The following is a 22,580-nucleotide window of genomic DNA, read 5'->3' on the forward strand; positions in this document are numbered from 1 at the left end:
TACTCGTGATTCACATCGTGGTGCCAGAGCCCGAGAGGGTGAGCCGGCACTAGGGTGAACGGCGTGAGCGAGGCGAGCACGGTGGACCCCGTCAGGCGGCGTCCGCGCGACCGCCGCCGCACCATCGAGGCGGCCGCCGCAGTCGCGTTCGCGGAGCACGGGTACCACGGCGTCGCGATGCAGGACGTCGCCGACGCCGTGGGGATCACGGCGGCGGCGCTGTACCGGCACTTCGACAACAAGTACGAGCTGTTCCGCGAGATCGCCATGGGCCTCGCCGCGCAGCTCGCCGCGGCGACGCACGACGTCGAGGCGGGGGCGGACCGGACGCCGGAGTCGGCGCTCGACGAGGTGCAGGCCCTCCTCGACGCCGTGGCCGGCGAGACGATCGCGATGCGGGCCACGGGCAACATCTATCGCTGGGAGAGCCGCTACCTGCGGCCCGCGGACCGGCGCGCCCTCGGTGCCCAGTTCGCGGCGCTGCGGCGGCGGCTGGCGGAACCCGCCGCCACGCTGCGGCCGGACCTGGACCCCGAGACGCTGGACCTCGTCGCGCTCGCCGCCCTGAGCGTGATCGCCAGCGTCACGACGCACCGCACCGCGATGGCCGCGGGGACCCTGCGGGTGCTGCTGCGCGACGGGGCGCTACGCGTGCTGTCGCGCACGCAGGGGCCGGCCCCGTCCGCCGGGCCCGGCGAGCCGAGCGCCGCGCCGGTGGCGAGCCGGCGGCGGGACCAGCTTGCCCAGGCGGGCATCGCGGCGTTCGCGCTGCGCGGCTACCACGAGGCGTCGATCGAGGAGATCGCGGCGGCGGTGGGGATCACGCCGTCCGGCGTCTACCGCCACTTCAGCGGCAAGTCGGAGATCCTGCGCACCGCGTGCGAGCGCGCCGCGGCGACGCTCGACGCCGCGGCGGAGGACGCGTTGAGCCGTCCGGAGCCGCGCGAGGCACTCCGCCTCCTCGAGGCCGCGTACGTCCGCTTCGCGGTGGAGGACCGCGACCTGATGGACGTGTACACGGCGGACGTCGGCGCGCTCGACGCCGAGGACCAGCGCCGGCTCCGCCGGCTGCAGCGGGCGCACGTCGACGACTGGGTCGAGCTCCTCGGCCGGGTTCGCCCGGACCTCGACCCGCGAGAGCTGCGGTTCCTCGTGCACGCCGGCTTCAACGTGGTCGCCGACCTGAGCGTCGCGCTCCGTCGCTCCCCGGCGCCCGCCGCCAAGGAGTGGATCGAGGCCGTCCTCGAGACGGTCCTGGGCGTCTAGCGTCGCGGCGCCTTCGACCGCCCGTGCAGCATCGGGATCAGCCGGGCGACCAGGCGCATGTCCTTGTCGGTGCGGTTCATGGTCAGCAGGTTCAGCGCCGGCTTGCGCGTCTGCTTCGCCACCGACTTGACCGTGCTGAACTCCCGGAGGCCGTCCGCGCCGTGGATGCGGCCGAAGCCCGACTCCTTGACCCCGCCGAACGGGAGCGCCGCGACGCCGGCGAACCCGAGCACGGAGTTGATGGTCACGACGCCGGCACGCAGGGCAGCGGCCGCTCTCTCGGCCGCCTTGGCGTCCTTCGTGAAGACCGCCGCGCCGAGGCCGTACGGCGTCGCGTTCGCGCGCTCGACCCCCTCGTCGAGGGAGGCGACGCCGTTGATGACGACGAGCGGGCCGAACGTCTCGGAGCGCACCGCCTCGGAGTGCTCGTCGACGTCGGTGACCACGACCGGGCCGATCACGCGGCCGTGGAAGCTCTCCGGGCCCCCGAACGCGGCCGTCCCCGACTGCAGGGCGTCGTCGACGTGCCGGCGGACCACGTCCACCTGGGCGGGGAGCGTCATGGGCCCGTACTGCGCGTCGGGGCCCTCGGTGCGCAGCTGCTCCGCGAGGCCGACGACGCGGGACACGAGCGCGTCGCGCACCGAGTCGACCACGTAGACGCGTTCGACCCCTACGCAGGTCTGGCCGGCGTTGCCCATGGAGCCGAAGACGATGAAGTCGGCCGCCGCGTCGAGGTCGGCGTCCGCCGCGACGAGCATCGCGTCCTTGCCGCCGCACTCGGCCACGATCGGGGTGAGTCGATGCGCGGCGGCAGCCATCACCTTCTTCGCGGTGGCAGTCGAGCCGGTGAAGGCGATCTTGTCGACGTCGGAGCCGACGAGCGCCGCTCCGGCCGCCCCGTCGCCCGGCACGGCGACGAGCACGTCGTGGCCCACGGCCTCCTCCCAGCGCTCGGCGAGCCAGACGGCCGGGCCGGGGGTCAGCTCGCTGGGCTTGAACACGACCGAGTTGCCCGCGGCGAGCGCATAGGAGATCGAGCCCATCGGGGTGTACAGCGGGTAGTTCCACGGCCCGATCACGCCCACGACGCCGTACGGCTCGTAGCCCACGCTGGCGCGCTGGTTGTAGTTGATCAGGCCCGCCTTGACGCGGCGGCGGCGCAGCACGCGCTCGGCGTTCTTCGCAGCCCAGTCGAGGTGGCTCAGGGTGAGCATGACCTCGAGCAGGGCGTCGCCGGCCGGCTTGCCGGTCTCCGCGCTGATGAGCGCCGCGAGCTCGTCGGCGCGCAGCGCGATCCGGGACTTCCAGTGCAGCAGGTGGGCGCGCCGCGCGGCGAACGGCTGCTCGCGCCACCAGCCCGCGCCCGATCGCGCGCGGGCGACCGCGGCGTCGACCTGGGCGGGGCCGGCCACCGGGTAGCTGCCGACGGCCTCGCCGTCGACGGGACTGTGCGTCGTCACCTGCCCGGCCGGGGAGGTCTGGTCCGCAAGGGTCATCGCCGGGTCTCCTACTCCTCGTCGAGCAGATAAGTGAATCGTGGATCACACACTAGGCCGCACCGCGACCGCGCACAAGGATTTCTCTAATCTCGGTTAGAATCCGGGGATGGACGCGACCGGGACGGATGCGACACCAGCGGCATCGAAGTCGGCATCGAGGTCGGCGTCGAGGTCTGCATCGAAGTCGGCGCAGACACGCCAGCGCATTCTGGACGCGGCGGCGGAGGTGCTGTCGCGCAAGGGCTACGCGGGGACGCGGCTCGCGGACGTCGCCGCGGCGGCCGGCGTGCAGGCGCCGGCGATCTACTACTACTTCGCCTCACGCGACGAGCTCGTGGAGGAGGTGATGTGGGAGGGCGCGCACCGGGTGCGGCTCCACGTCGAGGAGACCCTCGACGCGCTGCCGGCCGACACCACGCCCATGGACCGGCTCGTCGTGGCCGTCGACGCCCACCTGCGTTACGAGCTGCAGGTGTCGGACTACGCCACGGCGTCGGTCCGCAACGCGGGTCACGTCCCCGAGCAGCTGCGCGTCCGCCCGGCCGCCGAGGAGGCGCTGTACAGCCGGCTGTGGCGCGACCTGTTCGTCGCCGCCCAGCAGGCGGGCGAGGTGCGCGCCGACCTCGACATCAACATCTTCCGGCTGCTGCTGCTGGGGGCGATGAACTGGGTGGTCGAGTGGTGGAACCCGCGCACCCGGTCGCTCGACGAGCTGGTGGCGACCGCGCAGGGCATGGTCAGGCACGGAGCCGGGGTGGGCTGACCAGCCCGAGCCGCGCCCGCAGCACCGCCTCCGCCTCGGCGACGGTGCGCCGCACGACCTCACCGGCCGTGGGGACGTCGTGGATGAGGCCCTGCGCGAGGCCGACGCTCCAGATCCCCGCGTCGAGGTCACCGTCCTCGAACACCGTGCGACCACGCGCGCCGGCGACGAGCGCGCGGACGTCGTCGAACCCGCCGCCGCGCTCGAGGATCTCGACCACCTCGTCGCTGACGGCGTTCTTCGCGACCCGCGCCGTGTTTCTCAGCGGACGGAAGATGAGGTGGGTGTCCCGCTCGGAGGCCTCGACGATCCGTTGCTTGACGACGGGCGAGACCGGGGACTCCGCCGTGCACATGAACCGCGACCCCATGGTGACGCCGTCGGCGCCGAGCGCCAGGGCCGCCGCGAGGCCGCGACCGTCCGCGAAGCCGCCGCAGGCGAGGAAGGGGATCGAGAGGCGGTCGGCGGCGGCCGGGACCAGCACCAGCCCGGGCACGTCGTCCTCGCCGGGATGGCCGGCGCACTCGAACCCGTCGATCGACACGGCCGTCACCCCGACGGCCTGGGCCTTGAGCGCGTGCCGGACGCTGGTGCACTTGTGGATGACCCGCACCCCGTGCTCGCCGAACATCTGCATGTGCGGCTCGGGGTTGGAGCCGGCGGTCTCCACGATGGTGATGCCGGCGTCGACGATCGCGCGACGGTACTCGTCGTACGGCGGCGGGTCGATCGCCGGCAGGATCGTGAGATTGACCCCGAGGGGCTTGTCGGTCAGGCGCCGGGCGCGCTCGATCTCCTTGACCAGGTCGCCCGGGGTGGGCTGGGTGAGGGCCGTGATGATCCCCAGCCCGCCGGCCTCCGAGACCGCGGCGGCCAGCTCCGCCCGGCCGACCCACATCATGCCGCCCTGGACGATCGGATGCTCGATCCCGAACGCCTCGGTGAAGCGTGTTGCGAACATCGGTCCCCCTACTCGTAGGTCTCGCCGGCGGCGGCCCGCGCCACGAGCGACGACGGCGGCCGGAACCGCTCGCCGTAGGTGTCCGCCAGCTCGTGCGCCCGCGCGACGAAGCCCGCCAGGCCGCCGTCGTACTGGTTGACGTACTGCAGGACGCCGCCGGTCCAGGCGGGGAATCCGATGCCGTAGATCGAGCCGATGTTGGCGTCGGCGACGGAGGTGAGCACGCCGTCGTCGAGGCAGGCGATGGCGTCGAGCGCCTCCGCGAAGAGCATCCGCTCCTGCAGGTCCACCAGCGGGACCTGGGTGCTGCCCGAGCCGAACCTCTCCCGCAGGCCGGGCCAGAGCCCCGTCCGCCGGCCCGACTCGTCGTAGTCGTAGAAGCCGCGGCGGGCCTTGCGGCCCGGGCGGTCCTGGTCGTCGACCATCCAGTCGACCACCGCCTCGGCCGGGTGCTCGACCCAGGTCTTGCCCTCCGCCTCCTCGGCGGACCGGGTCTCGGTCCGGATCTTCTGGGTGAGGGACACGGTGAGCTCGTCGAGGAGCTGCAGGGCCCCCGCGGGATATCCGGCCTGCAGGGCGGCCTGCTCCACGGACGCGGGCTCGACGCCCTCGCCGACGGCGGCGACCGCCTCGTCGATGAACCTGCCGATCACCCGGGACGTGAAGAACCCGCGGGCGTCGTTCACGACGATCGGCGTCTTGCGGATCTGCAGGACGAAGTCGAAGACCTTCGCGAGGACGGCGTCGCTCGTGCGCGCGCCCCGGACGATCTCGACCAGCGGCATCTTGTCGACGGGGGAGAAGAAGTGGATGCCGATGAAGTCCTCGACCCGGTCCACCCCCTCGGCGAGCAGCGAGATCGGGAGCGTGGACGTGTTCGAGCCCAGCACGGCGTCCGGCTCGACGACGTCCTGGATCTCCCGGAACACGCCCTGCTTGAGGTCGGCGGACTCGAAGACCGCCTCGATGACGAGGTCGACGCCCGCGAAGTCGGCGGGGTCGGCGGTGGTGACGATCCGCTCGAGGAGCTCCGCGCTGCGCTCGGGCGTGGTCTTTTCGCGCCGGAGGGCCTTCTCCTCGAGCCGGCGCGCATAGTCCTTGCCCTGCTCGGCTGCCTCCTTCGAGGTGTCCTTGAGCACGACGTCGATGCCGCTGCGGGCCGCCACGTAGGCGATCGAGGCACCCATCATCCCGGCGCCGACGACGCCGAGCTTCGCCGCGCGGAACGTCGGGAACCCCTCGGGCCGGCTGGCGCCGGAGTTGATGGCCTCCAGGTCGAAGAAGAACGCCTTGATCATGTTCTTGGCGACCGCGGTGTGCGTGAGCTGGACCAGGTAGCGGGTCTCGATCGTCGAGGCGGTGTCGAAGTCGACGTACGCCCCCTCGACGGCGGCCGCCATCGCGGCGCGGGGCGCGGGCGTCGGCGCGCCCTTGACCTGCTTGCGCAGCAGCGCCGGCATGGCCGCGAGCGCGGTGGTGAGGGAGGGCGACGTCGGGGAGCCGCCGGGCAGCCGGAAGCCCTTGGCGTCCCACGGCTTGACCGGCGCGGGGTTGGCGGCGATCCACGCCTTGGCGCGGTCGCGGATCTGGGCCGCGGGCGCCATCTCGTCGACGAGGCCGGCCGCGAGCGCGCCCTCGGGCGTGAACCGCGTCGCCGGGAGGATGACGTCGGCCAGGGCCTTCTGCAGCCCGAGCATCCGCACCGTGCGGGTCACGCCGCCGCCGCCGGGCAGCAGCCCGAGCGAGACCTCGGGGAGCCCCAGCCGGATGCCCTCGACGTCGCCGGCCACGATGCGGTGGTGCGTGGCCAGCGCCACCTCGAGGCCGCCGCCCAGCGCCGTGCCGTCGATCGCGGCGACCACGGGCCTGCCCAGCTGCTCGATCCTGCGCAGGAGCGACTTCACGTGCTCGATGTCCGCGGTCTCCGCGGCCGACCGCTCCGGGTCGGCGCTGCGGAGCAGCTCGAGGTCGCCCCCGGCGAACCAGCTCTTCTTCGCCGAGGCGAGGATCACCCCGGAGATCCGGTCGCGCTCGGCCTCCAGGCGTTCCACGCTCGCCTCGAGCGCTGCCCTGAAGTGCGCGTTCATGGTGTTGGCGCTGCGGTCCGGGTCGTCCAAGGTGAGGGTGACGACGCCGTCGTCGTCCACGTCCCACTCGTAGCCGCGGTGCACGTCGGCCCTGTCCTCGATCACGCTCATGGCGTTCCCTTCCTAGAACCGCTCGATGATGGTGGCGATGCCCATGCCGGCCCCGACGCAGAGGGTGGCCAGGCCGCGGCGCAGGTCACGACGCTCCAGCTCGTCGAGCAGCGAGCCGAGGATCATCGCGCCCGTCGCGCCGAGCGGGTGGCCCATGGCGATCGCCCCGCCGTTGACGTTGACCTTGTCGTGCGGGATCCCCAGCTCGCGCTCCCACCGCAGCACGACCGAGGCGAAGGCCTCGTTGAGCTCGAACAGGTCGATGTCGTCGACCGTGAGGCCGGCCCGCGCGAGCGCCTTGCGGGTGGCGGGTGCGGGGCCGGTCAGCATGATGGTCGGCTCGGAGCCCGTCACGGCGGTCGACACGATCCGGGCCCGGGGCGCGAGGCCGAGCCGCTCGCCGGTCTCCCGGCTGCCGACCGTGACGAGCGCCGCGCCGTCGACGATGCCCGACGAGTTGGCGGCCGTGTGCACGTGGTCGATGGCCTCGAGCCAGTGGTACTTCTGCAGGGCCACCGCGTCGTAGCCCGCCTCCGCGCCCGGGATCTCGAACGCCGGCTTGAGGTGGCCCAGGCTCTCGACGGTCGAGCCCGGCCTGCGGTGCTCGTCGTGGTCGAGCACGGTGACGCCGTTGACGTCGCGCACCGGCACGACCGAGCGGGAGAAGCGGCCCTCGCGCCACGCCTCGTCGGCTCGGCGCTGCGACTCGACCGCGTAGGTGTCGACGTCCTCGCGCGAGAGGCCGTCGAGCGTGGCGATGAGGTCGGCGCCGATGCCCTGCGGGACGAAGTAGAGGTCGTAGTTCGTCGTCGGGTCCTGCACGTACGCGCCGCCGTCGGAGCCGATCGGCACGCGGGACATCGACTCGACACCGCCGGCGAGGACGAGGTCCTCGAACCCGCTCGCAACCTTCTGGGCCGCGACGTTGACCGCCTCCAGGCCCGACGCGCAGAACCGGTTGAGCTGAACCCCCGCAACGGTCTCTGGGAGCCCCGCAACCAGCGCCGCCGTCCGCGCGATGTCCCCACCCTGCTCGCCGACGGGCGAGACCACACCGAGCACGATGTCGTCGACGAGCCCAGGGTCCATCGTGGGGTTGCGCTCTTCGAGCGCGTGGATCAGCCCCACGACGAGATCGACGGGCTTGGTGCCGTGGAGGGCGCCGCCACGGTTCTTGCCGCGCGGCGTGCGCACGGCGTCGTAGATGAGTGCCTCGGTCACGGGTTCCTCACAGTCCGAGGCCTCGACCGACGATCTCCTTCATGATCTCGGTCGTGCCTCCGTAGATGGTGGTGATGCGGGCGTCCTCGTAGTCCCGTGCGATGCGGTACTCCCGCATGTAGCCGTAGCCGCCGTGGAGCTGCAGGCAGCGGCCCACGACGTCGACGTACTGCTCCGTCGTCCAGAACTTCGCCGCGGCGGCGTCCTCGGGGCTCAGTGCGCCGGCGTTGTGCCGGGCGAGGCAGCCGTCGATCAGTGCGCGGCTCGCGCGCACCGCGGTGACCATCTCGGCCAGCTCGAAGCGGGTGTTCTGGAACGACCCGATGGGCTGCCCGAACGCGTGTCGCTGCTTGACGTACTCCAGGGTGCGCTCCAGCACCCCCTCGCTGGAGGCCACGGCCGCCGCGGCGATCGAGATGCGCTCCTGCGGGAGGTTGTTCATCAGCCCGGCAAACCCGGTGCCCTCGGCGCCCAGGAGGTTCGCGGCCGGCACGCGCACGCCCTGGAACGCGAGCTCGCTGGTGTCCTGCGCGTGCAGCCCGATCTTGTCGAGCCGGCGACCGCGGGAGAAGCCGGGGGAGTCGGCCGGGATGACCAGGAGGCTCAGGCCGCGGTGGGGGTGCTCCCCGGTCCGGACCGCCGTCACGACGAGGTCGGCGTTCTGGCCGTTCGAGATGAAGATCTTCGAACCGTCGACGACGTAGTCGTCGCCGTCCCGGACCGCTGACGTGCGGATCCCGGCGAGGTCGCTGCCGGTGCCCGGCTCCGACATCGCCACCGCGACGATCGAGTCGCCGGCCGCGATGCCGGGCAGCCAGCGCTGCTTCTGCTCGTCGTTCGTCAGGTCCGTGAAGTAGGGGATGACGATGTCGTTCGACAGGGCGATGCCGGCCATCCCGGAGGACACGGGATGGCGCGCGAGCTCCTCGCCCATCACCGCGTTGAAGCGGAAGTCGTCCGACCCACCGCCGCCGAAGCGCTCCGGGATGCCGAACCCGAGGATCCCCGCCTCGGCCGCCTGCACGAAGAGCTTGCGATCGACGCGGCCCTCCTGCTCCCAGCGGTCGGCGTGGGGGCGGGCGTGCTGCTCGACGAAGGCGCGCACCATCTCGCGGAACTGCTCGTGCTCGTCCTCGTACAGGTCACGCGGCCCGATGATGCCGGTCATGCTGCCTCCGATCGTCCTTGATCTCGACCATCCACTTTTTATATCACATTAGAAACTGTAGCGGCCAGGGCTTGATCTCAGCCTCTTGTCGTGGTGCGATGCCCGAGGATTGAATCTTGGTTAAGCGATCGCGCAAGGGAGCGTGGCATGGGAGACAGGCCCTCTCGACCGGCGGACGACCGGCGCCTTTCCGGCCGGGTGGCGGTCGTCACCGGTGCGAGCCGCGGCATCGGGTATGCGATCGCCCAGCGGTTCGCCGCCGAGGGTGCCTCGCTCGTCCTGACAGCGCGGTCGTCCGACGACCTGGAATCGGCGGCGGCGTCGCTGGGGGAGGCCTCCGTGCGCGTCGTCGCGGGCCGCGCCCAGGACCCCGGGCACCGGCGCGAGGTGATCGAGACGGCCGTGCGCGAGTTCGGCGCGGTGGACGTGCTGGTGAACAACGTGGGCATCAATCCCGTCTACGGTCCCCTCGTCGGCCTGGATCCCGAGGCCGCCCGCAAGGTCCTCGAGGTCAACGTCGTGGGCACGCTGGGCTGGGTGCAGGAGGCGGTCGCGGCCGGTCTCGGCGACCGCGACGGCGGCGCCGTCCTGAACATGTCGTCCGTGACCGGGGACGTCCCGTCCCAGGGCATCGGCTGGTACGGCGTCAGCAAGGCGGCGGTGTCCCACCTGACCGTGACGTTGGCGGCCGAGCTCGGCCCCCGGGTCCGGGTGAACGCGCTCGCCCCGGCCGTGGTCAGGACGCAGTTCGCCCGCGCCCTGTACGAGGGACGCGAGGAGGAGGTGGCCGCGCGCTACCCCCTCGGGCGCCTCGGGCGGCCCGACGACGTGGCGGCCGCCGCCGCGTTCCTCTGCTCCGACGACGCGAGCTGGATCACCGGCCAGGTGCTCACCCTCGACGGTGGGCTCCTGGCCGCGGGGGGCACGGCATGAGCGCCCGCGAGGTCGCCCGGCGCACCCGGCGGTTCGTCCGCGACGTCGTCCTCCCGGCGGAACCGCCCGCCGGGACCGCGCTGGACGCCGCGACCCGGCGCGCGCTGCAGCAGCAGGCGCGTGACGCGGGCGTCTTCGCCCCGCACGTGCCGGCCCGCCTCGGCGGCCTGGGGCTGCGGCTGGGCGAGTGGTCCGAGGTCTTCCAGGAGGCGGGGTACTCACCCATCGGACCGGCGGTGCTGAACTGCATGGCGCCGGACGAGGGAAACATGCTGCTGCTGGAGCGGATCGCGACCGAGGGGCAGCAGGAACGCTTCCTCGCGCCGCTCGCGGCCGGCGAGGCGCGGTCGTGCTTCGCCATGACCGAGCCGCACCCCGGCGCCGGTTCGGACCCGGCCGCGCTGACGACCACCGCGCACCGCGTCGACGGCGGGTGGGTCCTCGACGGGGAGAAGCGATTCATCTCCGGGGCCGAGGAGGCCGACTTCGCCATCGTCATGGCGCGGACGTCGGAGCTCGGGGCCGAGGCCGCGACGATGTTCCTCGTGCGGATGGACGCCCCCGGGGTCGAGATCGGGCACAGCATCCGCACGCTGGAGCGGGCGATCACCGGCGGGCACCCCCACGTCCACCTCACGGGGTGCTTCGTGAGCGAAGCCGACGTGCTCGGCACCCCGGGCGACGGCTTCCGACACGCCCAGGTCCGCCTCGGCCCGGCGCGGCTGACGCACTGCATGCGGTGGCTTGGCCTGGCGCGCCGCGCCCACGACACCGCGCTCGACCGGGTGGGCCACCGCGAGCTGTTCGGCACCCCGCTGGCCGAGCTGGGGATCGCCCAGGGCATGCTCGCCGACTCCGAGATCGACCTCGCCAGCAGTGCGGCGCTCATCGACCGGGCGGCGCGGACGATGGAGGAGGACGCCCGGGCCGGCGCCCAGGCCTCGTCCATCGCGAAGGTGCACTGCTCCGAGGCGGTGGGCCGCGTGGTCGATCGTGCCGTCCAGCTCTGCGGCGGCGACGGGGTCACCCTGGAGCTGCCCCTGGCCGCGTTCCTCGACGAGGTGCGCCCGTTCCGGGTTTACGACGGGTCCAGCGAGACGCACCGCTGGGCGATCGCCCGCCGGGCCGTCGCCCGCAGGCGCCGCGAGGTCGAGGCCGGGGAAGCGGTGCTGGACCGGGCGGAGGGTCGGCGATGAGCGCGCTCGCGACCGCCCCGGACGGCGTCGACGTCGTGCGTCGGCTCGAGGCAGATGCCGCGCCCGCGCGGCCCCCGCTGCTGGTCCTCGAGCCGCTCGAACGCTTCCTCGACGATGCCGGCGTCCGGGCCGGAGAGCTGGCGTGGCGCCGGATCGGGGACGGCCAGGCCAACGTGACGTACGAGCTGCAACGTGGGGGCGAGCGGGTGGTGCTCCGGCGCGGACCGCGTCCGCCCTTCCCGCCCTCGGCCCACGACATGCTCCGGGAGGCGCGCGTGGTCGCGGCCCTCGGCGCCGCCGGGGTCCCCGTCCCGGCCGTGCGCGCGGTCGGCGACGACCCCGCGGTCGTGGGCGCGCCGTTCTACCTCATGGAGCTCGTCGAGGGCGAGGTCGTGACGAGCCGGCTCCCCGGCGGCTTCGACGGGCCGGGTGCCCGCGCCGACCTGGTGCACGCGGCCGTCGACGCCCTCGCCGACCTGCACCAGGTCCCGCTCGAGGGTGAGGTGGCGGAACTCGGGAGGCCCGCCGGGTACCTGGGCCGGCAGGTCCGCCGGTTCGCCCAGCTCTGGCCGCTGAACACCCGGCGCACCGTCCCGCTCGTCGAGGCGCTCGCCGAACGGCTCGAGGCCACCCGGCCGGAGTCGTCGCGCGTCGGCGTCGTGCACGGTGACTACCGCCTGGGGAACATCATGTTCGCCGCCCCCGGGCGCGTGGCCGCCCTCCTGGACTGGGAGATGGCCACGCTCGGCGACCCCCTCGCCGACCTCGGCTACCTCGTCGCGACCTACACCGAGCCGGGCGCGGCGCTGACGCCGATGGACCTCACGCCGGTCACCGCCGAGGCGGGGTTCCCGTCGCGCGCCGACCTCGTCGACCGCTACGCCGCGCGCACCGGCGCCGACGTCGCCGCCCTGCCCTGGTACGAGGCGCTCGCCCTGTGGAAGTCGGCGATCTTCTGCGAGGCGATGTACACCCGCTGGCTCGACGGGCAGCGGCCCGACGACGCCTTCGCCCCGGGGCTCGCCGACGGGGTCCCCGTGCTCGCCGCGGCCGCCGCGCGGGCGCTGTCCCGCCACGAAGGAGGAGACCGATGAAGATCGCCGTCCTGATGAAGGTGGTCCCGGACACCTACGGGGACCGCACGCTGTCCCTCGAGACCGGGCTGGCCGCGCGCACGACCGACGACGCCGTTCTGGACGAGGTCGACGAGCGGGCGCTCGAGGTGGCCCTCGCCCACGCCGACGCGCACCCCGACACCGAGGTCGTGGTGCTCGCCATGGCGCCGGAGCTCGCGCAGAGCAGCCTGCGCAAGGCGCTGGCGATGGGGGCGTCGTCGGCGCTCCAGGTGATCGACGAGCGGCTCGTCGGTGCCGACGTCGTGCTCACGGCGCAGGTCCTCGCCGCGGCGGCGCGGCACGTGGGCTTCGACCTCATCGTGGCCGGCGACGCGTCCACCGACGGCTCCGGGGGAGTGGTGCCCGCCGCCATGGCCGAGATGCTCGCCGTGCCGTGCGCGAGCGCCCTGAACGAGGTGCACGTCACCGAGTCCGAGGTCGCCGGCGTGCGGGTGTCGGACGGCGCCACCCTGCGGGTCTGCGCGCCCCTGCCGGCGATCGTGTCCGTCACCGAGGCGCTGCCCGGCGCCAGGCTGGCCGGCTTCAAGGGGATCATGGCGGCCAAGAAGAAGGCGATCGAGACGGTCTCGGCGTCCGAGCTGGGGGTCGATCCCGACGCCCCCGACGCCGCGCGGTCGATCATGATCGCGATCGCGGAGAGGCCGGCCCGCACGGCCGGCACCACCATCGTCGACTCGGGTGACGCCGGCGAACAGCTGGCGCAGTTCCTCGTCGACAACCGGCTGACGTGAGGGGGACCGTGATGACCGACGTGACCGAAGATCCGATCCTGGTGCTTCTCGACCGAGACCCGGACGGCGGGCTGGCGCGGTCGAGCGCGGGCCTCCTCGCTGCCGCGGCGTCGATCGGCAGCCCGGTGGCGCTCGTCGTCGGGGCGGGGGCCGACGCGCTGGCCGCCGCCGCGGCCGCGCTCGGGGCACGCCGGGTGCTGCTCGCGCCCGCCGCCGAGGACGCGCTGGGGGTGCCGCGCGTGGACGCGCTCCAGGCCGCGGCCGACCGGGTGCGGCCGGCCGGGGTGCTGGTCTCGCACTCCGTCGAGGGGCGTGAGGTGGCCGCGCGCTACGCGGTCAGGTCGCGCTCGGCGCTCGCGGTCGACGCCGTGGGCGTCTCGCGGGACGACCATGGCGTCGCCGCCCACCACTCGGCCTACGGGGGCGCGTACCTCGTCGACTCCGCGGCCACGTTCGGTGCGCTGGTCGTCACCGTCCGCGAGGGGGCGATCGACGACCGGTCCGACGCGGTCGCAGGCGCGGAGGTCGAGGAGCTGGCGTTGACCGCCTCCGGACTCCCGACCGCCACGGTGCTCGACGTCGAACCCGTCCGGTCGAGCTCCACCCGACCCGAGCTGCGCGGGGCCGCCAAGGTCGTCTCGGGCGGCCGGGGCCTGGGCTCGGCGGAGGGCTTTGCCCTGGTCGAGCAGCTCGCCGACGTGCTCGGCGCGGCGGTCGGAGCCTCCCGGGCGGCGGTCGATGCCGGGTTCGTGCCGGCGTCGAGCCAGGTCGGTCAGACGGGGGCGACGGTGTCGCCCCGGCTCTACGTCGCGCTCGGCATCTCCGGCGCGATCCAGCACCGCGCCGGCATGCAGACGGCCCAGACCATCGTGGTGGTCAACAAGGACAAGGACGCGCCCCTGTTCGCCCTCGCGGACTTCGGCATCGTCGGCGACGTGCACGACGTGGTGCCGCGGCTCGTCGCGGCGCTAGAGGCGAGGCGAGAGGGATGACCGCGCCACCGCGACAGGGGCTGCCCCGCCGTCCGGGCGGCCCGCCGTGGCCGCCCGTGGACGAGGCGCGGCCGCCCGCGCCCGTGGTGTCCGTCGAGTCGGCTTCCCGGGCCTCGACAGGGGAGCCTGGGCCGGCGCGCCGTGGCCTTCCCCGTGTCGCCGCGGCGGCCGTGGGCGTTCGGGAGCCCGATGCGACGGACGCGCGGGACCCGAGCGACGGACGGGGCGCGGGCGCGGCCATGCCTGTGCCTCTACCCGTCCCTGGGCATCTGCCGGGGCGGGTCCGTCGCCGTCGGGTGCCGGCGTGGGCGGGGCGTGCCGGGATCGTGGCCGCGGGGGCGGCGGTCCTCCTCGGTGTCGTGGTCCTGCTCGCGCGGTGGTGGGTGGGCACCGACGCCGGGCAGCGCTTCCTCGCCGCGTACCCGGGCACCTCCCCGCTGCCCGAGGGCGCCCCGGTGGGCATCCCGGCGTGGCTCGCGTGGCAACACTTCTTCAACGTCTTCCTCCTCGTCCTGATCGTCCGGACCGGGCTGCAGGTGCGCCGACGGACCAGACCCACGGCGTCCTGGGCGCCGCGGTCGGACCCGCAGGCGCGGATCGGTCTCATGGCCTGGACCCACCAGGCGCTCGACGTGTTCTGGGTCCTCAACGGCGTCGTCTACGTCGTGCTGCTGTTCGCGAGCGGGCAGTGGGTGCGCGTCGTCCCGACCCGCTGGAGCGTGTTCCCCGACGCCGTGTCGGCCGGGTTCCAGTACCTGTCGCTGAGCTGGCCGGCGGAGGACGGCTGGGTGCACTACAACGCCCTGCAGCAGCTCGCCTACTTCGTGACGGTCTTCGTCGCGGCGCCCCTGGCGATCGCCAGCGGCGTGCGGATGAGCGTCTACTGGCGAGCCCGGCCGTCATGGGACCGCGTCGTCCCGATCGGGCTCGCCCGGCGGGTCCACTTCCCGGTGATGCTCTACTTCGTCGCGTTCGCGGTGCTGCACGTCGCGCTCGTGCTCGCGACGGGGGCCCAGCGCAACCTCAACCACATGTACGCCGGCCGGGACGACGCGAGCTGGGTCGGTTTCGTGCTCTTCCTCGTCTCGCTCGTGGTGATCGTCGGCGCGGCCTTCGCCCTGCGACCCGCCGTCGTCGCGCCCGTGGCGCGCCGCTTCGGCACCGTCAGCAGGCGCTGAGCCCGGGGCCGCACCGGCCGACGCCTCCCGCACCCGACCCTCGAGATTCCACCTGCCCGCCCAGTCACGAAGGAGCGACCATGAACGACACCGTCGAGATCAAGAAGGGACTCGCAGGAGTGACGGTCGACCGCACCGCGGTCTCCCAGGTCAACGCCGCGAGCAACTCGTTGCTCTACCGCGGGTACCCCGTGCAGGAGCTGGCCGCGACCGCGTCGTTCGAGGAGGTGGTGCACCTGCTGTGGCACGGCGAGCTGCCGGACGCGGACCAGCTCGAGCGGTTCACGGCCGAGGAGCGGCGCCACCGAGCCCTCGACGAGGACCTCGTGCGCGTGATCGACGGTCTGTCCGCGAGCGCCCACCCGATGGACGTGGTGCGCACCACCGTCAGCATCCTCGGCGGCGACGACCCGGACGCGTGGAGCCACGAGCCGGACGCCGTCCTCGACAAGGCCCTCGTGCTGTATGCGAAGCTCCCGACCGTCGTCGCGCACCTGCAACGACGTCGGCGCGGGCTCCCGGTCGTCCCGCCGCGCGACGACCTGGGGTACGCCGCTAATTTCCTGTGGATGTCGTTCGGTGAGGAGCCGGACGAGGTGGTGCGCAAGGCCTTCGACGTCTCGATGACGCTCTATGCCGAGCACTCCTTCAACGCCTCGACGTTCGCCGCGCGCGTCGTCAGCTCCACGCTGTCCGACTACTACAGCGCGATCGTGGCGGCGATCGGTGCCCTGAAGGGCCCGCTCCACGGCGGGGCGAACGAGGCCGTCATGCACACCTTCGACGAGATCGGCTCGGCCGACGACGTCGCCGGGTGGCTCGACGCCGCGCTGGCGGACAAGCGCAAGATCATGGGCTTCGGGCACCGCGTCTACAAGCGCGGCGACTCGCGGGTGCCCACGATGAAGGCCGCCCTCGACACCTTGGTCGTCCACGACGACCGCCCCGACCTGGCCGAGCTCTACGACGCCCTCGAGGCGGAGTTCGTGAGCCGCAAGGGGATCTATCCCAACCTGGACTACCCGTCCGGCCCGGCGTACCACCTCATCGGCTTCGACACGGAGCTGTTCACCCCGCTCTTCGTCGCCTCGCGGATCGCCGGCTGGACCGCGCACGTCCAGGAGCAGCTCGCGTCCAACGCGCTGATCCGCCCGCTGAGCGCCTACGACGGCGTCGCCGAGCGCCACGTCGAGGGGTACGTGCCCGACGACGCAGCGGTCGCGGCCGCGACACGTCAGGTCGAGCAGGCGGTCTGAGCGAATGACGAAGGCCCGCCCCGCCTGCTGCGGGGCGGGCCTTGGCCAGGGCCCGCAGAGTGGTGTGGCGGTCGGTGATCTGAGCTGAGACATCACACCCGCGACCACGCTAGACCACTTTCTGGGACTCAATTCAAGGCCGGAATCGTGTTACCGGCCCGTACGCGGTTTCGATACGCCAGTGATATCCGCCTGCTCCTACGATTGAGAGCATGCGTGTGCTGGTTGTCGAGGACGAGCGCTACATGGCCGAGGCCATCCGCGAGGGACTGCGCCTGGAAGCGATCGCGGCCGATATCGCCGGGGACGGCGACACCGCCCTGGAGCTGCTCGGCGTCAACACCTATGACATCGCCGTCCTCGACCGCGACGTCCCCGGGCCCTCCGGTGACGAGGTTGCCGAGCGCATCGTCGCGTCCGGCAGCGGCATGCCGATCCTGATGCTCACCGCTGCGGACCGGCTGGACGACAAGGCCTCCGGGTTCGAGCTCGGCGCCGATGACTACCTCACCAAGCCGTTCGCGCTGCGCGAGCTCGTGCTCAGGCTCCGGGCGCTCGACCGCAGGCGTGCCCGCAACAGGCCGCCAGTGTGGGAGCTCGCCGGCCTGCGCCTCGACCGGTTCCGCCGCGAGGTCTACCGGGATGGTCGGTACGTCGCGCTTACCCGGAAGCAGTTCGCGGTGCTCGAAGTCCTCGTGGCTGCCGACGGCGGTGTCATCAGCGCCGAAGAGCTCCTGGAACGGGCTTGGGATGAGAATGCCGACCCGTTCACCAACGCCGTGCGCATCACGGTATCCGCACTGCGCAAGCGGCTCGGCGAACCCTGGGTGATCGCCACGGTGCCTGGCGTCGGCTACCGCATCGACACGCGACCACGCTCCGGGAACGAGGGAGACGAACGTGGATAGGGCGCCTGGGTTGAGCGTTCGCCTCAAGCTCACCTTCAGCTATGCCGGCGTCCTCATGCTCGCCGGCACCGTGCTGCTCGGGGCACTTGCGGTCTTCCTGAGCGACTACCGGGAGAGGGCACAGGACACTGGCGAGGTGGTGATCGCGCCTTCGGGCACCGAACTACTGCGTGACTTCGCGCCGGCGGCCGCCGGCGCGATGGTGTTCCTCCTGGTGTTCGGTCTCGCCGGAGGGTGGATTCTCGCTGGGCGGATGCTGGCCCCGCTGACCCGCATCGCCGATGCCACGCGCACGGCTGCGAAGGGATCCCTCTCTCACCGGATCGAGCTGGATGGGCGCCAGGACGAGTTCCGAGAGCTCGCTGACGCCTTCGACGGCATGCTCGCGCGGCTCGAAGCGCATGTCGCCGAACACCAACGCTTTGCGGCCAACGCCTCCCACGAGCTGCGAACTCCGCTTGCGATTACGCAGACCCTGCTCGACGTCGCTCGGAGCGATCCGAACAGGGAAGACAGCGAGCTCGATGAGCGCCTCCGCGTCGTCAACACCCGAGCGATCGACCTCACCGAAGCGCTGCTCCTACTCAGTCGCACTGACCAGCACTCCTTCGCCCGAGATGACGTCGATTTGTCGCTCGTCGCGGAAGAAGCCACCGAAACGCTCCTCCCGCTCGCAGAGAAGCACGGCGTCGTCATTGAAACCTCGGGGGACATCACCCCGACCTTCGGGTCGCCTGCGCTCCTGCTGCAGTTGACCACGAACCTCCTGCACAACGCGATCGTCCACAACCTGCCCGAATACGGCACCATTCAGGTCAGCACCACTGTCGGTCCCGATGGCGCCGTGCTTACGGTCGAGAACACCGGCGACAAGATCAGCCCGCACGTGGTCTCCACCCTCACCGAGCCGTTCCAGCGCGGCACCGATCGCGTCCGCAGCGACCATGTGGGCGCCGGCCTCGGCCTGGCGATCGCCAAGAGCATCACCCAAGCGCATGACGGAACGCTCTCGCTCAGCCCGCGCGCCGACGGTGGGCTCTGCGCCACGGTACGACTACCCGCGACAGCTCGGCAGGTCTCGTAGGAACGATGTAGGTCGCCCTGGCCGGGTCGTCGAACCGGGCCTGGAGCCGAGCGCTTGTCGCTGGCGCGGGGCCGATTCGACGCACATCGTCTGCGGGAGGGACCGAAGCACCTCGGTCGAGCTGCAGCGCATCCATGCGGGTCGAGCGACACGCTCCGTCGAGTTGTCGACCGGGCACCACCCGTTCGTCTCCCGCCCCGACCTGGTGGTCGATGTGGTCGATCAGGTGCAGGCCTTGCTGCAGCAGGTGTCCAGTCCGCGGACCGTGCCGAGAGCGGTGATCTCCGCCGTGGGCTCCAGCCTACGTATTGTGGCGGCGCCGTTTCGTCGCGGGCTCGATGTGACCGGCCGAGTAGCCACCTGCGGCGACGATGTGGGGTGCTGGTTCGCCTGGCGTCACGATGTTGCGCCGATCAAGATTCCTCGGTGTGCATGAAACCGCTCGAATACGTGCATGGGTAGCGACGCGGAATCTGAGTTGTGGGAGTAGCCCGACGGGTTGTGGAACCGCACTACCCCGTCCTCGACCGCATAGACCAGCACGAGGTGGCCCCCTCGTTGCGGGTCGTGGATGTCGGAGTCGCGAATCTCAGGAGATACCGAGGCGATCATGACCTGCCCAGGTCGCACCTCTCTGCCGGAGACGCCAATCGGCGTCCGCTCGACCAGCTCGCAGTGGAATCCGAACTGTGAGCTGACCCAGGCCATGAACGGCCGGTAGATGAGTCCTTGGACCTTGCCGGAGGGCTCCACCACGTAGCAACCCCAGTCGAGGGCCAGCGCAAGGAGCTCGCCCATCGTCAGCCGGACGTCGGTCCAGCCATGGAGCAGCGACTGCAGACACGCCAGACCGCAGACCTTGCGGGACCAGAACAGGTACTCGTCGACCGAGCGGTATCCGTCGGAGGCCCAGTCGTGCAGCTGCGAGGGATCGGTGCGCGGCAGGAACACCTCCAGCCCCGATCGCTGGGTGCGCTGCATCACCACCACATCGTTGCGCTCCAGATCTCCCCACTGCGAGATGCAACGGAGACTCCGATCACGTGATGGGAAAGTCGAAATAGACATCGGGATGAGGCTCGTTTCTCAGCGTGTAGTGCCACCACTCACAGTCGTACCGATCGAATCCGCAGTCCTCCATGATGGAACGGAGATGCCCACGGTTCTGGGCCTCGATCGGCGTGACTCCTTGAGCTTGATGACGTGAGATCGGGTCCATGAGGTCGTGGTCGCCGCCCATGGAAGCCAGGTCACCGGTGGCAAGGTGAAAGAGCGTCAGGTCGACGGTGCTGCCCCTGCTGTGCCCCGACTTCGCGGCCACATATCCGTCCGTGACCATCTCCGCCCGGTCGATGTTGGGGTAGTGTCGCGGTTTCGTCCGGCCATCTTCTGGTTGCGTCGACCAGCGGATGAAGCAGTCGACTGCGCGTTGGGGGCGATACCCGTCCCAGAGAAGCAGCCCGAAGCCACGTGCGGCTGCCTTCTCGCTCGCCTGCTCCAGGGATGCGCACAGGGACCGAGTGCCGACGATCCGATTCGCGAGATAGCCGTCCACCGGTGCGCCGGTGAAGTTGTCGCAGGTGGCGTACTTGGCATCCCAGCGGACGCCCGGGACCCACTCGTCGACGTAGACGAAACCATCGTTCATTGCTTTTTCCCGAGCAGTGCCGTCGAGAGGAGCCGGTCGATCAGATCAGAGAGCGGCACTCCTGCGGCGGCCATCATCCGCGGGTAGCGGCTGTAAGACGTCATACCAGGCATGGTGTTGACCTCGTTGAGGATCACGCGCCCGTCGTCGGTGAGGAACATGTCGACGCGGGCAAGTCCCTTGCAGCCCAGGGAGCGGTAGATGGTCTTGGCGGTCTCTTGGACGAGCTGGCGCGAATCGTCGGAGATGTCGGCGGGAACGATGAAGGTCGAGTTCTCCGACCCGGACTCGGGCGAGTCCTCCTGGTGGATTCTGAAGAATCCGTGGGAGAGGTCGACGCGGTCCACCTCTCCCACGATCAGACCGGACGATTCCCCGAGGACCGCACACCCGATCTCCCCACCGACTACCGCTTCCTCGATCAGAACCCTCGAGTCGTACTGTCGCGCCGAACTCAGCGCGCCCGGCAGCTCGTCCTTGTCAGTGACCTTGCTGACGCCGAACGATGAACCCGATCGAGCTGGCTTCACGAAGACGGGATAAGGGAGGTTGTCGGCGTCGAGCTTTTCATCCTCCCCGACGACCCAGAAGTTCGGCGTGGCGATTCCTGCGCTCCTCGCGACGGAGTAGGCCAGTGACTTGTCCATGCACACGGCCGAGCCCTGGACGTCGCAGCCCACGTAGGGGATGCCGGAGAGCTCCAGCAGGCCCTGGATCGCGCCGTCCTCGCCGAGCTTGCCGTGAAGCACGGGAAAGATGACGTCGAGGCGCTCTGTCTCGAAGCCTTCCTGCCCCATGACCAGCAGGCCGTGCACGCTTCGGTCGGGTGACACCACGGCTGGACGAGCACTGGCGTTGTCCCAATCCGCGCCGGGGCCGTCACAGAGCTTCCAGGCGCCGCCCGTGGTGATGCCGATCCAGAACGGTTCATACATCTCCGTGTCGAGGCTCCTGGCGACCTCTTGCGCCGATTTGATGGAGATGGGGTGCTCCTCGGAAGCGCCACCAAAGATGATTCCGACCTTCACCTTGTTCATGTTGTCTTCCCGCTCTCAAAATTCAGGCAGCTGATGAGGCTGCTTTCGACGATGTCTTTCAGGGAGTGATCCGTGTCATAGGCGGAGTGCGGACTGATCAGCACATTGGGCATGCGCTGTAGTCGCACCAAGACCTCGTTGTCGATACGCCTGTCTCGGTAGTCGGCGTAGAAGATCCCCTCCTCGCCTTCGAGGACGTCCAGCGCCGCACCGCCCAACCAGCCGCTCTCCAGCGCCGACAGGAGGGCCTCGGTATCGAGCAGCGGTCCGCGTCCCGTGTTGACGACGTACGCGCCGGGCTTCATCCGCTCGATGCGATCGCGATCGAGGAGATGGTGCGTGTCCGCGGTGAGCGGGGTATGGAGCGTGACGATATCGCTCTGCTCGATCAGTTCGTCCAGCGGTACATGGTCGGTGCCGACGCGAGACGGTTTTGCGCTGACGAGCACGCGGCTCCCAAAGCCTCGCAGGCGGTCGATCACTGCTGTGCCAATGCGCCCCGCTCCGACCACGCCCACGGTCAGGTCGCGTAGTTCCCTACCGCGGCTCTCATTCAGCCGATAGTCATAAGTATCGGTGCGACGGATGGTGGACTTTGCGTGCCGCACGGCCATCAGCATCAACATCAGCGTGTAGTCGGCTACGCTGTCCGGTGAGTAGGCGACGTTGCCCACTGAGATACCGACGTGCTCGGCGTACTCCAGGTTGATATGGTTGTAGCCGATGCTTCTGGTGGAGATGTAACCCACGCCGGCATTGCTGAGCGCCAGAAGCGTGGAGTTCGTGATCTGGGTCTTGTGGTTCACGCTGATGCATCGGCTGCCACGTGCAAGCTCAGCATTTGCTTCACAGACCGCCGACTCGACGATCGTTGGCGATACGTCGAGACGAGCACCCATCTCGCGGAACATGGCGGCTTCGTCCTGGCTGCACCCGAAGACCGTGATCCCCGCCGTTGCGATGGCAAGGGGGGACGGCTCGGCCGTCGCACGGGCGCGTCGGCCGGCGGCCGCTCCGCTTGGGATCCAACCGAGTTCGCCGTGGGCCATGCTGCAAGTCAAGACGGCGGGGTGTTGCCGGCACGTATGCGATTTTCGATATGCGGACGATACGTAGCTCAGGCTCCTGAGCTACGTGAGTGACGGGGGTCTTGGGGGGGGACCGCGCATCACCCGTACCCGAAGAGCTGGCACCGATGCCGTCGCAGAGGTCTGGTGCGCTCGGCAAGGGACCGAGCGGCTGAACGACGCCGTCGAGAACGGGGTCCCGGACGACTGGCCCGGGGACGCTCCGGGCAGCAAACTGCGGACGGTTCGGCTTAGCCTTCGCGCTGCGCCTCCAAGGCCGCGACGACCGTTGTCCGGTCCGGCAGCTCCTGTGCTCCTCACGCGCTCGGCGAACG

Annotated in this window: 20 protein-coding genes; 11 read left to right on the top strand and 9 right to left on the bottom strand. The window is 71.1% G+C overall.

What is annotated here, in order from left to right; all coding sequences use genetic code 11:
- Positions 1-63: 63 nt before the first annotated feature.
- Positions 64-1,266: a TetR/AcrR family transcriptional regulator gene (locus tag AC1C2W_RS18490; RefSeq protein ID WP_495391135.1), complete on the top strand. Its 1,203-nt coding sequence runs from the start codon at positions 64-66 to the stop codon at positions 1,264-1,266.
- On the opposite strand, the gene AC1C2W_RS18495 is transcribed toward AC1C2W_RS18490, so the two are convergent.
- Positions 1,263-2,765, bottom strand: a complete 1,503-nt coding sequence (locus AC1C2W_RS18495; protein WP_495413952.1) for an aldehyde dehydrogenase family protein — start codon at positions 2,763-2,765, stop codon at positions 1,263-1,265. The genes AC1C2W_RS18490 and AC1C2W_RS18495 overlap by 4 nt on opposite strands.
- A gap of 109 nt (positions 2,766-2,874) precedes the next feature.
- Between AC1C2W_RS18495 and AC1C2W_RS18500 the strand changes: the two genes are divergently transcribed.
- Complete coding sequence (locus AC1C2W_RS18500) at positions 2,875-3,531, top strand: TetR/AcrR family transcriptional regulator (protein ID WP_495413953.1); 657 nt, start codon at positions 2,875-2,877, stop codon at positions 3,529-3,531.
- Here the strand turns inward: AC1C2W_RS18500 and AC1C2W_RS18505 are convergent.
- From AC1C2W_RS18505 to AC1C2W_RS18520, 4 genes are read right to left on the bottom strand one after another with little or no spacing between them, the layout of a single operon-like run.
- The gene (locus tag AC1C2W_RS18505; RefSeq protein WP_495391138.1) at positions 3,506-4,492 is read right to left on the bottom strand and encodes an NAD(P)H-dependent flavin oxidoreductase; all 987 of its coding nucleotides are present in this window, start codon (positions 4,490-4,492) and stop codon (positions 3,506-3,508) included. The genes AC1C2W_RS18500 and AC1C2W_RS18505 overlap by 26 nt on opposite strands.
- Positions 4,493-4,500: 8 nt before the next feature.
- The gene (locus AC1C2W_RS18510) at positions 4,501-6,690 is read right to left on the bottom strand and encodes a 3-hydroxyacyl-CoA dehydrogenase NAD-binding domain-containing protein (RefSeq protein ID WP_495413954.1); all 2,190 of its coding nucleotides are present in this window, start codon (positions 6,688-6,690) and stop codon (positions 4,501-4,503) included.
- Between the two features lie 12 nt (positions 6,691-6,702).
- Positions 6,703-7,911: an acetyl-CoA C-acetyltransferase gene (locus tag AC1C2W_RS18515; RefSeq protein ID WP_495413955.1), complete on the bottom strand. Its 1,209-nt coding sequence runs from the start codon at positions 7,909-7,911 to the stop codon at positions 6,703-6,705.
- Positions 7,912-7,918: 7 nt separating this feature from the next.
- The gene (locus AC1C2W_RS18520; protein WP_495413956.1) at positions 7,919-9,079 is read right to left on the bottom strand and encodes an acyl-CoA dehydrogenase family protein; all 1,161 of its coding nucleotides are present in this window, start codon (positions 9,077-9,079) and stop codon (positions 7,919-7,921) included.
- A gap of 147 nt (positions 9,080-9,226) precedes the next feature.
- Between AC1C2W_RS18520 and AC1C2W_RS18525 the strand changes: the two genes are divergently transcribed.
- The 9 genes from AC1C2W_RS18525 to AC1C2W_RS18565 all read left to right on the top strand — a co-directional run bounded on the left by AC1C2W_RS18525 (position 9,227) and on the right by AC1C2W_RS18565 (position 18,493).
- Complete coding sequence (locus AC1C2W_RS18525) at positions 9,227-10,012, top strand: SDR family oxidoreductase (RefSeq protein WP_495391142.1); 786 nt, start codon at positions 9,227-9,229, stop codon at positions 10,010-10,012.
- Positions 10,009-11,208 (top strand): acyl-CoA dehydrogenase family protein, encoded by a 1,200-nt coding sequence (locus AC1C2W_RS18530; protein ID WP_495413957.1) that lies wholly within the window; start codon positions 10,009-10,011, stop codon positions 11,206-11,208. Before AC1C2W_RS18525 ends, AC1C2W_RS18530 begins: the two co-directional genes overlap by 4 nt.
- Positions 11,205-12,302 (top strand): phosphotransferase family protein, encoded by a 1,098-nt coding sequence (locus AC1C2W_RS18535; protein ID WP_495413958.1) that lies wholly within the window; start codon positions 11,205-11,207, stop codon positions 12,300-12,302. Before AC1C2W_RS18530 ends, AC1C2W_RS18535 begins: the two co-directional genes overlap by 4 nt.
- A complete protein-coding gene (locus tag AC1C2W_RS18540) occupies positions 12,299-13,075 on the top strand; it encodes an electron transfer flavoprotein subunit beta/FixA family protein (protein WP_495413959.1) in 777 nt (258 codons plus the stop codon). Before AC1C2W_RS18535 ends, AC1C2W_RS18540 begins: the two co-directional genes overlap by 4 nt.
- Positions 13,076-13,086: 11 nt before the next feature.
- Entirely contained in the window at positions 13,087-14,067 is a 981-nt protein-coding gene (locus AC1C2W_RS18545) for an electron transfer flavoprotein subunit alpha/FixB family protein (RefSeq protein WP_495413960.1), read from the top strand.
- On the top strand, positions 14,064-15,245 hold the full coding sequence (locus tag AC1C2W_RS18550; protein ID WP_495413961.1) for a cytochrome b/b6 domain-containing protein: 1,182 nt from the start codon (positions 14,064-14,066) through the stop codon (positions 15,243-15,245). Before AC1C2W_RS18545 ends, AC1C2W_RS18550 begins: the two co-directional genes overlap by 4 nt.
- 80 nt (positions 15,246-15,325) lie before the next feature.
- Positions 15,326-16,501 carry a bifunctional 2-methylcitrate synthase/citrate synthase gene (locus AC1C2W_RS18555; protein ID WP_495391148.1) on the top strand — a complete coding sequence of 392 codons (1,176 nt, stop codon included), beginning with the start codon at positions 15,326-15,328 and terminating at the stop codon, positions 16,499-16,501.
- Positions 16,502-16,713: 212 nt separating this feature from the next.
- A complete protein-coding gene (locus tag AC1C2W_RS18560; protein WP_495391149.1) occupies positions 16,714-17,409 on the top strand; it encodes a response regulator transcription factor in 696 nt (231 codons plus the stop codon).
- 10 nt (positions 17,410-17,419) lie between these two features.
- Complete coding sequence (locus AC1C2W_RS18565) at positions 17,420-18,493, top strand: sensor histidine kinase (protein ID WP_495391150.1); 1,074 nt, start codon at positions 17,420-17,422, stop codon at positions 18,491-18,493.
- Positions 18,494-18,889: 396 nt separating this feature from the next.
- Here AC1C2W_RS18565 and AC1C2W_RS18570 read toward each other — a convergent pair whose 3' ends face one another.
- From AC1C2W_RS18570 to AC1C2W_RS18585, 4 genes are read right to left on the bottom strand one after another with little or no spacing between them, the layout of a single operon-like run.
- The gene (locus AC1C2W_RS18570) at positions 18,890-19,477 is read right to left on the bottom strand and encodes a hypothetical protein (protein WP_495391151.1); all 588 of its coding nucleotides are present in this window, start codon (positions 19,475-19,477) and stop codon (positions 18,890-18,892) included.
- Positions 19,478-19,532: 55 nt separating this feature from the next.
- Positions 19,533-20,141, bottom strand: coding sequence for a D-Ala-D-Ala dipeptidase VanX (vanX, locus tag AC1C2W_RS18575; RefSeq protein WP_495391152.1), 609 nt, complete (start codon positions 20,139-20,141; stop codon positions 19,533-19,535).
- Entirely contained in the window at positions 20,138-21,178 is a 1,041-nt protein-coding gene (gene vanA / locus AC1C2W_RS18580; protein ID WP_495391153.1) for a D-alanine--(R)-lactate ligase, read from the bottom strand. Before vanA ends, vanX begins: the two co-directional genes overlap by 4 nt.
- On the bottom strand, positions 21,175-22,140 hold the full coding sequence (locus AC1C2W_RS18585; RefSeq protein WP_495413977.1) for an NAD(P)-dependent oxidoreductase: 966 nt from the start codon (positions 22,138-22,140) through the stop codon (positions 21,175-21,177). The genes vanA and AC1C2W_RS18585 overlap by 4 nt, the downstream gene beginning before the upstream one ends.
- Positions 22,141-22,580: the final 440 nt, after the last annotated feature.

This window comes from Isoptericola sp. Y581, from assembly GCF_059445475.1.